This is a genomic window from Paludicola sp. MB14-C6 (assembly GCF_030908625.1).
GTDB lineage: Bacteria > Bacillota > Clostridia > Oscillospirales > Ruminococcaceae > Paludihabitans.
The window spans coordinates 662,457-675,356 of the sequence record NZ_CP133133.1; the positions used below are offsets into that span (position 1 = coordinate 662,457).

Below are 12,900 nucleotides of genomic sequence, written 5' to 3' on the forward strand. Positions count from 1 at the left end.
TATTTGATTATGTTAATCAAACAATGCGTTAACAAATTCAGTTGCCACAAATGGTTGTAAATCATCAATTTGCTCACCAACACCGATATATTTTACCGGTAAGTTCAACTCATCTTTAATTGCAATAACAATTCCGCCTTTAGCAGTACCATCTAATTTTGTTAAAACAATACCTGTAATACCTGCAGCTTCTTTAAATTGCTTTGCTTGATTTACGCCGTTTTGACCTGTAGTTGCATCAAGAACCAAAAGTATTTCTTTGTCGCATCCTTCTGCTTCTCTTTCGATAATACGAGAGATTTTTGCAAGCTCGTCCATCAAATTCTTTTTATTATGGAGTCTTCCTGCTGTATCGCAAATAATAACATCGCAGTTTCTCGCTTTTCCTGCTGTAATAGTATCATATACTACCGCCGCAGGATCGGAGCCCTCGGTATGCTTAATTAAGTCAACGCCTGCACGCTCTGCCCATACTTCTAATTGGTCAATAGCTGCCGCACGGAATGTATCTGCCGCACCTAAAATAACTTTTTTGCCTTGTGATTTTAAATTAGCTGAAAGTTTTCCTATAGTTGTTGTTTTTCCAACACCGTTTACGCCAATGACCAAAATAACAGATGGTTTTGTATTGATATTCAGTTCATCGCTACCACTTAGCATTTCGATAATGATATCTTTTAGCATTTGTTTGATATTAGCTGGATTGTTTTCGCCTGTTTCTTTAATCTTTTTACGAAGCAAATCACAAATTTTTACTGAAGTTTGTACACCAATATCGCAAGTGATTAGTGTTTCTTCCAGTTCTTCAAAAAACTCTTCGTCAATTTTTGTAAAAGAGTTGATAACTCCTTCTACTTGTTTTACTAACGAATCCTTCGTTTTTTTCAGCCCATTCTTAATCTTATCAAAAAATCCCATTAATTCACCCCGTTTAAGATTTTATTGTTTTCTATATCTGTAACATTGAGTTGCAATAATTTTGAAACTCCTTCTTCTTGCATTGTAACACCATATAAAATATCAGCGGCTTCCATAGAACCACGACGGTGAGTAATCATAATAAATTGCGTTTTATCAGTCATTTGGTTAAGATAATTTGCATATTTTACTACGTTTACATCATCTAACGCCGCTTCAATCTCATCCAAAATACAAAATGGAGCTGGCCTTACTTTTAGAATTGCAAAATAAATCGCAATCGCAACGAAAGATTGCTCTCCACCTGATAAAGAAGCTAAGTTTTTGATAATCTTTCCCGGTGGTTCAACAAAAATTTCAATTCCTGATTCTAACAAATTGTCCGGCTCGGTTAATTTTAATTCCGCTTTACCACCGCCAAATAACTCAACAAATATACGTTGGAATTGATAATTAATCTTTTTAAAATTTTCGCCAAAGATATCTTGCATTTTTTGTGTCAGCTCGCCAATTAAACGAATTAACTCATTTCGTGACTTTTCTGCATCTTTTACTTGACTATTTAGAAACTCATAACGCTCGCTTACTTCTTTGTACTCTTCAATAGCAGCAACATTAACTGTTCCTAAAGAACGTATTTTCGATTTAACAGAATTCAATTCTGTTGTGGCTTTTGGAATATTTTCTAGCTTTATTGCAATACTTTGTGCTTCACTTCTTGTTAACTCATATTCTTCCCAAAGCTTAGAAATAATTTCATCATATTCACGTTGCATTGCAAGATGACGTTCTTCTAAACGTACAATTTCAGAAGCCATTTTTTCTTTTTGTTCAGAAAAGCTACGTTCCTCTTTACGCAAAGTTGTTGTACTTCCTTCAAGTTGTTGGCGTTTTAAAGTTACAGCAGATATTTCTTCATTTAATAATGTGATATTAGATTTATTATGCTCAATATCCACTTTATAATTTTCAATTTGCAATTGAATATCATCATTTTTGCTTAACAAAATATTTTTATCTTCTTGTAATTTAGCTGTTGATGAATTCGTCGCTTGATTATGTTTTTTTAATTCTTCAATTGACAACAAAATAGCTTCAATATCTTTTTTCAACTCAACTGATTGAATTTTCATTTGTGATAATTCATCTGCTAAATGAGTTTGATGTTCAGTTGAACCTTGAGAAGATGCTTGAATCGTATTTAAAACAGAGCTTATTTCAATTACTTTTGATTCAATAGCTGTTAAGTTTTGTTGACATTGATTGGATTCAACCTTATTTTGCTGTAGCTTCTCTTGTTTCAGCTTTAATTCGGTTTCCATTTGCTTGCTCAACGCTTCAATTTGGTTCATCATTAAACCTAAACGTTTCAGCTCAGATTCAATTCGAATTTTATCCTCATTTACCGTTTGCATTTCACTTGTAATTGCATGATATTCTGCTTCAATTTGTCCCACTTCAGCTTGTAACGTATGCATAAGCTTCATATGTTCTTGATGCTTTTCTTGTAAAATGCGAATTTCATTCGTTAATTCTTGTATTTCATTCTTACGGCTCAAGAATCCTTGACTTTTATTACGAGAACCACCGGATAATGAACCACCTGCATTTACAACTTGACCATCTAAAGTCACGATGCGAAACTTATAACCATTTTTTTGTGCAATTAAAACAGCGGTATCAATATCATCTACGATAACTACTCTGCCTAATAATGATTCAATGATATTTTTATATTTACTATCATAAGAAATTAAATTAGACGCTAAATCAACAAATCCTGCATATTGCTCCAAGTTGTCAACATTTAAGGTTGATCCGCTAACAGACGTTATAGGTAGGAATGTTGCACGGCCTAGGTTTTGCTGCTGTAACATTCGAATTGCGGCTTTCGCATGGGATTCATTTTCTACAACGATATTTTGCATAGATGAGCTTAAAGCAGTTTCAATTGCTACGGAATATTCGGATTTAACATCAATAATTTGCGATACTGTTCCCAAAACGCCATGTAATATGCCATTTTTAGATCGCTTGAGAATTTCTTTAACACTATAAGCAAAACCCTCTAGGTTATGTTCCAAACTCTCTAAAAGCTTCACTTTTTGTTGCTTTTCTTTGATAGCTAAATCTGATTTCTCACATTCTTGTTTTACAGCATTCAGTTTCATACTGCGGTTTTCCAACTTGATTTTATGGCCGCTTATAGTATTAGACAGGCTCTCAAGTCTATCATTCAAATCGTGCATAAACTCGTTAGCAGATGCTTGCTCTTTTATGTAACTTTCCAGTTCTTGTTTTCTTGTTTTAAGCTCTGTTTCATTCGACTCAACACTAGCAGTCAATTCTGAAGAATTCATTGACAGCTGTGCAATTGTCATCTTCATTTGAGATTGCTCTAATAATAGCTTATTTACTTCATTAGAAAGTTCATGCTGCTTTTTATTTAAGTTTTCATTCTCGTCGGATTGATGTAACAATTCTTCTTGTTTGCTTTCAATTTCTTGCTCTAAATCAGCAATCTGTTTATTAATTGCAACAATTTGATCTTCTTTATCGTTAATCTCATTATTCACATTTTGCATTGCAATTTCAAAATTTTCAATTTCACTATCAATACGAGCAGCGTTTTGTTCGTTATGGTGAATATCATTTTGACAAACAGCAATTTGAGAAGTAAGCTGTGAAATAACAACCTCTAATTCATCCTTTTGATGACGTTTATTTTCAATATCAATCATACATTGTTGCATTTCTTGAAATGTAGATTGAATTTTATCTTCAATTTCTTTAATTTGTTCTTCTAATTCTTCTCGTTTATTTGTAGAAATAACAATTTTATCAGATTGGTCTTTTAACAACTGATTAGAACGCTCCATCATGTCGTTCCAAATAGAAACCTCTAAGGTTTTTTTGTGATTCGATAAATCTAAAAACTTCTTTGCTTTTTCAGATTGCTCTTTTAGCGGCTCAATTCTTCCTTCTAATTCGCTTAAAATATCTCTTAAACGAACAAGGTTATCCTCTGCATTCGATAAATTTCGCTCTGCTTCATTTTTACGATAACGGAATTTTGAAATACCCGCAGCTTCTTCAAATATTTCTCGTCTTTCTTTGCTTTTGGATTGCACAATTTCTGCTATTTTACCTTGTCCAACTAATGAATATCCGTCTTTACCAAGACCGGTATCCATAAAAATCTCGTTAATATCTTTTAATCGAACATTACTTTTATTGATTAAATATTCGCTTTCACCGGAACGATAATATTTTCTTGTAATGGTTACTTCATCACTGTCAATCGCAAATTCACGATTATGGTTATCCACAGTTAAAGAAACTTCACAAAAGCCTTGCGATTTTCTTGTTTTCGTTCCTGCAAAAATAACATCTTCCATTTTTGCACCACGCAGCGTTTTGGTTGATTGTTCACCCATTACCCAACGTACAGCATCACTAATATTGCTTTTTCCACTTCCATTTGGTCCGACTACCGCAGTTAATCCTTTGTCGAAAGTAATTCTTGTTTTATCGGGAAATGATTTGAATCCCTGAATATCCAAATACTTTAATAGCAAGGTTGCACATCCTTTTTTATGATAATTTGATTCTTTGTCAAGTTGTTGTTTTCTAAGACTCTTGCTTGAATTCCAAGCTCTTTGAGTTTCAGCAGATTGCTCTTTTTTTGTCCTATCATTTTCGATAGGTTTTTTCCATGTACTTCAATGATAACATTCGTTTGATTGCTATCTTTTATTAGTTTTAATGCTTTTTTATAAAACATCTCGTTCTCACAAAGTTCCCGAAACGCAGGATGATATATTCCACCTGTCATATCTCGTTCAACATCAGCAGAAGCATGTAAGCCCAATTTAATTACTTTAATATCATTGTTATCGAAAAGTTCAAGAAGCTCAGCACAAATAGAAACTGCTTCTTGTAACGGCATTGGGCAGTATTCTCCAGATTGATATAAATAGGCAAGCTTTGTTCCTTTTAAAATCACAGTTGGATAAATACGAACAGTATCGGGATAAATTTTAACAATTTCTTTTGCGGTTTTTATTACTGATGCTCTTGAATCTTGATATAGCCCGACCATCATTTGTAAGCCTAACTCAAAATGATTTTGCTGAATCAGCTTTGAAGCTTCTATTACATCCTGTGCAGTATGGCCTCTGTCGTTCGCTTGTAAAACAGTATCATCCATACTTTGCGCACCAAGCTCTATTGCGGTTACATTATATTGTTTTAATAACTCCAATATTTCTTGGGAAATACAATCAGGCCTTGTGGAAATTCGAATACCGGAAAACTTTCCATTGCCAATGAACTCATTTGCAACAGAAAGTAAATCCTGCATATACTTTTTTGGAATCGCAGTAAAGCTCCCACCAAAAAAAGCGATTTCTGCACTGGATTTTTCTTGAATATCGTTCGAAGCTTTTAAAAGAATATCTCGTACTTCATCTTTCGTTGGTGGCTGAATCGTTCCGGAAATAGTGCGTTGATTGCAAAAACTACAATCGTTCTTACAACCAACGTGTGGAATAAATATTGCAATGTTTTTATGTTTCATAGCCCATAAGCTCCAAAGCTTCTTTTGCAGCAAATTGTTCTGCTTGTTTTTTGCTTCTTCCTTTTCCAACACCAATTACGTTTGAATTCAGATGAACCTCTACCACAAATAATTTATTGTGATCAGGTCCTAGCTCTTTAATTAAAACATACTCTATTTTTTCTTCTTTGTTTTTTTGTATAATTTCTTGTAATGCCGTTTTATAGTCACTTAGCACACTTACTTTATTGGTATCAATCGTTTCGGGTATAAAACGCAAAACAAACTTTCTTGCTTGCTCTAATCCGCCATCCAAATAGATACTTGCGATAATTGCTTCAAATGCATCAGCTAAGATAGATGGTCGAGTTCTGCCACCTGTATTCTCTTCTCCTTTGCCAAGCAATAAGTATTCGCCTAAATTTATTTGTAAAGCGAATTGATACAAGCTTTTTTCGCAAACCAATGCTGCACGATACTTTGTAAGTTCACCTTCTGGTAAATGTTTATAATGGTTAAAAAGATGTTCTGCAACAATAATTGAAAGAACAGAATCTCCTAAAAACTCTAAACGTTCGTTGTTTTTTCCGCCTTTTTTTCCTTCATTTGCGAAAGAAGAATGTGTGAGTGCTACTTTTAAAAGTGAGTTATTTTTATATTGATATCCTAATAGGACTTCAAGATTTTCCACTTGTCTACTCCTCGTTATTCAGCTTTATGCTTCGTTTTTTGTATCTTGTTCCTTTATTTTTGCAATTGAAGTAGAGATTTCATCAATAACGCCTTTTTCAACAAAATCTCTTGCTTGACGTATTGCGTTTTTAAATGCTTTTGCATTAGAACTTCCGTGTGCTTTTATTACCGGTTTTGCAGTTCCTAATAATGGAGCTCCACCATATTCGGTATAATCCATTTTGTTTTTGAACGCTTTAATTTTTGGTAAAACCATAGCACCTGCTAATTTACCGCTGAATCCACCAAACATATTTTTAATATTACCAGCAAACATTTTTCCTAAGCCTTCCGTTAGCTTTAAGATAACATTTCCGGTGAATCCGTCCGTTATAACAACATCAGCATCACCTAGCGGAATATAGCGAGGCTCAATATTTCCTGTAAAATTTAAAACTTTGCTCTCAGAAAACAATTGGTAAGCCCCAAGTTCTAATTCTCTGCCCTTTGTTTCTTCTGCTCCGATATTGACTAAAGCTACCCTTGGCTTTTGTATATTCATGATTTTTTCCATATAAATAGAGCCCATAACACCAAAATGTAAAAGCATCTCAGGACGACATTCAATGTTTGCACCAACATCCATTAAAATATAGCATCCTGTATCAGATGGCATAATTGGAGCTAATGCGGCACGTTTAATACCTTTAATACGTTTTACAATTAAAGATGCACCTACAACGATTGCGCCAGTGCTTCCAGCGCATACAACTGCATCTCCTTCGCCTTTTGCTAATAATTGAAAAGCAACTGCCATTGAACTATCTTTATAATCACTCATAATGGTTGTTGGGTCTGCACAAACAGGAATGACAGAGGTTGTATGTACCACTTCCATTTTTGAGATATCAATATTATTTTGCTTGGCAACTTTTTTCAGCTCATTTTCGTCACCGGTAATCGTAATATCGACTCCATATTCATTTATTGCTAGTTCGCAACCTTGCAATGTTGCGAGTGGTGCATTGTCTCCACCAAATCCATCTACAATAATTCTCATGATTTTAACCTCATTTCCTTTGTCTTTATATGTTATTTTAACAACTACTGATTGATTGTTTGCTTTAGCGCTTCGATTGCTCGTTTTGCTAAAGTTTCATAACGGAGTTTTTTATCACGAATTGTAGTTTCCAAAGAAGGGAGAATTCCCATATTGCTTCCCATTGGTTGAAAATTAACAACGGTTTCATCACTGATATAATGGCTCAATGAGCCTAGCATTGTTTCTTTGGGCAATGTGATTGGCTCTTTTCCATTTATAATTCTTGCTAAATTATAGCCAACATAAATTCCACTAGCAGCAGACTCGGTATATCCCTCTACACCTGTAATCTGACCTGCGAAGAAAATTCGATTATCTTTTTTTAGACAAAAATGGTTGTCCAACAAACGTGGACTATCAATAAAGGTATTACGATGCATTACACCATAACGCACAAACTCGGCATTTTGTAAACCCGGTATTAATGAAAATACACGTTTTTGTTCACCAAACTTAAGGTTGGTTTGAAAACCAACAAGATTATACATCGTTGAATCTTGATTTTCTTTTCTTAATTGAACAACTGCCCAAGGGCGATGATCTGTTCTGGGATCACGAAGTCCAACAGGTTTCAATGGGCCAAAACGGATCGTATCGGCTCCCCTTTTTGCCATAACTTCGATTGGCATACAACCTTCATATACTTTAAAATCACGCTTGTCAATTTCTTTTAATGGCGCAGATTCTGCTTGTATTAACTCTGTATAAAACAATTCATACTCTTCTTTATTCATTGGACAGTTAATATAGTCATCATCGCCTTTACCATAACGAGATTGTGCAAACGCAATTGACATATCAATACTTTCAGCAGTAACAATTGGAGCCGCTGCATCAAAAAAGCTTAATCGATTGCTATCGAGCATTTCCATAATGGTATCTGCTAATTGATCTGATGTTAATGGGCCTGAAGCAATAACCACGTACCCTTGTGGAATGGTTGTTACTTCACCGCTAATAACATTTATATTTTCATGAGTCTTAATTTTATTTGTAATATAATCGGAAAATTTCTCCCTATCAACCGCTAAGGCACCGCCGGCTGCTACAGCGCATTGTTCGGCAGCTTCTAAAACCAATGAGCCTAGTTCTCGCATTTCTGCTTTTAATAGTCCGGCAGCACTATCAAGTCTTGCAGCTTTTAAAGAGTTAGAACATACAAGTTCCGCAAAACCTTGATAGGTATGAGCGGCAGTATATTTTTGAGGCTTCATTTCATATAAATCAACTTGTATTCCTTGATTTGCCAATTGGAATGCAGCTTCACAACCTGCAAGTCCTGCACCGATAACGCTAACTTTCATTATTCCTTTAGACCTTTCTCAAAATCACATTCTTCGTTTGAGCAATATAGTTTTCCGGTTTTTCCGGCTTTCTTTAATAAAGTTTTTCCGCATTTTGGACATAATTCACTCGTAGGAGCATCCCATGATAAGAAAGAGCATTCAGGATATTTTTCGCAGCCGTAAAACTTTTTGCCTTTTTTCGATTTTTTCTCTAAAATTTTACCGCCACATTTTGGACAAAATCCATGAGTCTCATTAACAATTTTCTTGGTGTTTTTACATTCTGGATAACCTGGGCAAGCTAAAAACTTACCGAATCTACCCATTTTGATAACCATGTTACGTCCGCAATTTTCGCAAATAACATCGGTTTCTTCATCCGCTACTTTGAAAGATTGCCCTTCTGTATTCACTTCTGCTTTTTCTAAATCTTTTTCAAAGTCAGTATAGAAATTTCGAATGATTGTTTGCCATTCTGTTTTTCCTTCTTCTACAACGTCTAAATCTTTTTCCATATTTGCAGTAAAGTCAACATCTACGATATGATTAAACTGTTCTTTCATTAGTTTAGTTGTAACAAAGCCCAGTTCAGTAGGTTTCAATTGCTTTCCATCACGCTCAACATAATTACGAGAAAGAATTGTAGTAATAGTTGGTGCGTAAGTACTTGGACGGCCAATACCATTTTCTTCAAGCACCTTAATTAAAGATGCCTCTGTGTAACGTGGTGGTGGCTGAGTGAAATGTTGATTGCCATTGATACTGTTTAGAGTTAATATTTCTTTTTCATTTAATTCAGGCAAGATTCCTTCTTCTTGAGATTCGTCATCTTTACCTTCTACATATAACTTAGTAAAACCATCAAATTTTACAGTAAAACCCGATGCTTTAAAGGTATAGCTGTTTGCATCAATTTGTGCAGAAACCGTATCAAATAGTGCACCTGCCATCTGACTTGCAATGAAACGTTCCCAAATCAGCTTATATAATTTATATTGGTCACTTGTCAAGCTGGATTTTGCCATTAATGGTGTTATTTCAGGTAAAGATGGGCGAATTGCTTCATGGGCATCTTGTGCATTATTCTTGGATTTATAAATTCTAGGAGTTGACGGAATATATTCTTTGCCATATTGATTTTCAATATATTCATATGCAGCAGTTCTTGCTTCATCGGAAATTCGTAAGGAGTCGGTTCTCATATAAGTAATCAAACCAACTGCACCGATATTTTCTACGTCAATACCTTCATAAAGCTCTTGTGCAGCTTTCATTGTTCTTCTAGCTTGGAAGCCAAGCTTTCTTGATGCTTCTTGTTGCATTGTTGAAGTTGTAAATGGTGGTGCAGGCGATTTCTTACGCACACCTTTTTTAACAGACTGTACTACAAAATCAGCATTTTTAATTACAGCTAAAATTTCATTTGTTTGGGATTCAGTATGAATATCAACCTTTTTGCCATCTTTGCCATAAAAACGAGCAACAAACGGTTTTTTGGATGAATCAGTTAAAAGCTCCGCTTCGATTGACCAATATTCTTCTTCTTTGAAGTTGTTAATCTCTTCTTCTCTATCCACAATCAAGCGAACCGTTACGGATTGCACACGTCCTGCAGAAAGTCCACTTCTTACTTTTTTCCAAAGAAACGGGCTTAATTTATAACCCACAATACGATCTAGAATTCGTCTTGCTTGTTGAGAATCTACTAAGCTTAAATCAATTTTTCGAGGTGCTTTCATTCCAGATTTTACACCTGTTTTGGTAATCTCATTAAAAGTAACTCTGTTTTTTTGGTCAAGATCTACTTTTAATAAATGAGCTAAATGCCAAGAAATTGCTTCTCCTTCACGGTCAGGGTCAGTTGCTAAATAGATCTTAGCTTTACCCTTTGCACTTGCTTTTAGCTTTTTAATTGTTTCAGATTGCTTTCTTATGTTAATATACTTAGGCTCAAAATTATTATCAACATCGATTCCTAATTTGGATTTCGGTAAATCACGAACATGCCCCATAGAAGCAATGACTTCATAATCTTTTCCTAAATATTTTTTAATGGTTTTCGCCTTTGCAGGTGACTCCACTATTACAAGGTTTTTTGCCATTTGTTAACCTCCGTACCGTTATTGTTCTATTGAATTTTCTTCGCTACAAAATTGCATTTTAAATAAAATACGGTAACGAGAATCGTAATTTTTCAAATTATTGTGCGAGTGCATATCTTCTTCCCGAGTAGGAAGAAACAATGCCCATGATTTCAAACTCAGTTAGAACAGAAAGAATTGTTCCTACATCCAGATTACATTCTGAAGATAGCTCATCAATAAATTTCGGCTCTAATGTTAATTTATTATATACTAAAATTTGCTTTTCATCTAATGACATTATAATTTCGCCATTTGCATGCTTATATTCTTCTAATATTTTTTCTTGTTCTTGCTTATCTAATTTTGGAATTGGTTGTTCCTCGCTTTGCTTTGGAACTCTTATTTTAGCAGGGCGGCCTTCTAGTCTTTTTTCTAAGATATAATCGCCAATTATTTTGTCAACATCTAATTTGTGTGCATATGTGCTGTAATATTCAATTAAAATATCTTTTACAGAAAAAACAGGGGTTGCTCCATCTCTTAAATATTTAATAACGCCCGCATATTGTGGATCAAATATGCTATATGGTGGCAAACAGAACACATCTTTTCCTTGTTCGATAGCGTGTTCCACTGTAATAAGCGAGCCACTGCGTTCTGGAGCATGGGTTACTAAAACGCCTAGGCTTAAGCCAGCTAAAATACGATTGCGAATCGGGAATATTTTACCCGTAGCTGCTTCCCCTGGGGGTAATTCACTTATTAAAGCGCCTTTTTTAAGAATTTGTTCTTTTAATTCTTTGTTTTCGGCTGGGTAGTTAATATCTAATCCGCAGCCTAATACTGCAATTGTTCTTGCATTTGCACGTAAAGCGCCAATATGTGCATCAGTATCAATACCAACTGCACATCCACTTACTATAATAGCACCTGCTTGTGCTAAATGATAGGATAAATATTGCGTAGCATAGCTTGTATATTCTGAGGATTTACGAGTACCCACAATCGTAATTGCTACGTTTTCATCAATTCCCAAAATATCGCCTTGCACATATAATACAATTGGCGGTCCGTAAATCAATTTCAAACGCTCGGGATATAGATTATCACCGATTGTTACAATTTCTATTTGATGCTTTTTGCAATCTTTTATCACTTTTTCTGCTCGAAGCAGACTAACGCCTTTGATTGCTTTCACATCTTTTTCTGATAAAAAGCCAAGTTCCAGCATTTGTTCTGTTGTTAAGTGATAAAAGTCTTCCGGAGATTCATATCGCATGAGAATTTCATTTGGCTTATCATTTCCATAGTTGAAAATCAAGGATAACCATACCCAATATAATTTTTCGTCCATCAAAAAGCCTCCATACAATGCATTTTTTCAGCAGTATGGCATCGCTATTTCATCATTTCCCACATCAAAATACACGCTGCCATGCTAGCATTTAAAGACTCAGCTTTTCCCCTCATTTTAATTGTAATTGGATTTGTACAATTTGCAATTACATCCTCTGAAAGACCATTCCCCTCATTTCCGATTAACAAAACAGATGAAGACGCAAACTCTGATTGTAATAAGTCTTGAGCTGTTTCATCCAAAACGCTGGCATATGTCTTTACGTTATTCTCTTTTAAATTATCTAAAAAGCCATTTACATCATCTATTACTAATATTGGCATACGAAACACAGAACCCATGCTTCCACGAATTACTTTAGGATTGAAATAGTCGCAAGTAGAACGAGTTAAGATAATACCATCCATTCCTACTGCTTCAGCTGTACGAATAATCGTACCAACGTTGCCGGAATCTTGTAAATCAACCAACATGACATATTTACCCTTATGATATATTGTATCAACTGAGAACGTTTTGTCAAGCATAGAACAAATTGCAAAAATACCTTGTGGCGACATAGTTTGTGATATTTTTTTCTCAATATCAGAAGAAATCATATAACAATTTGTCGTTTGAAAAAGTTTTTCTAACTCTTGTGATTTTTTCTCATAACAAGACTTAGTTACAAAAACCATTTCAAGCTTTATGCCGTTTTCAAATGCTTCTTGAATTAACTTTACACTTTCTACTGTAAATAGCCTTTTTTCTTCTCGATAAGATTTTGAATGACTCAATTTCACATATTCTTTTACCCATCGATTCTCTTTTGATGTTATTTGTTCCAAAAATATCACCTCACTTATATATTGTATATCGGTTGCACTCTAATTTATCATGATTTCATTGGAAAATCAACCAAAATTTCTTCACATGTTATACGA

9 protein-coding genes are annotated in these 12,900 nt (G+C 34.6%); all 9 read right to left on the bottom strand.

What is annotated here, in order from left to right:
* Positions 1–12: 12 nt before the first annotated feature.
* The 9 genes from ftsY to RBG61_RS03205 all read right to left on the bottom strand — a co-directional run bounded on the left by ftsY (position 13) and on the right by RBG61_RS03205 (position 12,804).
* The gene (ftsY, locus tag RBG61_RS03165; RefSeq protein WP_307945674.1) at positions 13–918 is read right to left on the bottom strand and encodes a signal recognition particle-docking protein FtsY; all 906 of its coding nucleotides are present in this window, start codon (positions 916–918) and stop codon (positions 13–15) included.
* Complete coding sequence (gene smc / locus RBG61_RS03170) at positions 918–4,496, bottom strand: chromosome segregation protein SMC (RefSeq protein ID WP_307945677.1); 3,579 nt, start codon at positions 4,494–4,496, stop codon at positions 918–920. Before smc ends, ftsY begins: the two co-directional genes overlap by 1 nt.
* Complete coding sequence (locus RBG61_RS03175; protein WP_307945679.1) at positions 4,487–5,497, bottom strand: elongator complex protein 3; 1,011 nt, start codon at positions 5,495–5,497, stop codon at positions 4,487–4,489. Before RBG61_RS03175 ends, smc begins: the two co-directional genes overlap by 10 nt.
* The gene (gene rnc / locus RBG61_RS03180; RefSeq protein ID WP_307945681.1) at positions 5,487–6,167 is read right to left on the bottom strand and encodes a ribonuclease III; all 681 of its coding nucleotides are present in this window, start codon (positions 6,165–6,167) and stop codon (positions 5,487–5,489) included. The genes RBG61_RS03175 and rnc overlap by 11 nt, the downstream gene beginning before the upstream one ends.
* A gap of 24 nt (positions 6,168–6,191) precedes the next feature.
* Entirely contained in the window at positions 6,192–7,208 is a 1,017-nt protein-coding gene (gene plsX / locus RBG61_RS03185; RefSeq protein ID WP_307945683.1) for a phosphate acyltransferase PlsX, read from the bottom strand.
* A 44-nt stretch (positions 7,209–7,252) separates the two neighbouring features.
* Positions 7,253–8,554 (bottom strand): methylenetetrahydrofolate--tRNA-(uracil(54)-C(5))-methyltransferase (FADH(2)-oxidizing) TrmFO, encoded by a 1,302-nt coding sequence (gene trmFO, locus RBG61_RS03190; RefSeq protein WP_307945685.1) that lies wholly within the window; start codon positions 8,552–8,554, stop codon positions 7,253–7,255.
* A complete protein-coding gene (gene topA / locus RBG61_RS03195; RefSeq protein ID WP_307945689.1) occupies positions 8,554–10,638 on the bottom strand; it encodes a type I DNA topoisomerase in 2,085 nt (694 codons plus the stop codon). The genes trmFO and topA overlap by 1 nt, the downstream gene beginning before the upstream one ends.
* A gap of 97 nt (positions 10,639–10,735) precedes the next feature.
* Positions 10,736–11,974, bottom strand: a complete 1,239-nt coding sequence (gene dprA, locus RBG61_RS03200) for a DNA-processing protein DprA (protein WP_307945691.1) — start codon at positions 11,972–11,974, stop codon at positions 10,736–10,738.
* A gap of 44 nt (positions 11,975–12,018) precedes the next feature.
* Entirely contained in the window at positions 12,019–12,804 is a 786-nt protein-coding gene (locus RBG61_RS03205) for a TrmH family RNA methyltransferase (RefSeq protein WP_307945694.1), read from the bottom strand.
* Between the last annotated feature and the right edge of the window lie 96 nt (positions 12,805–12,900).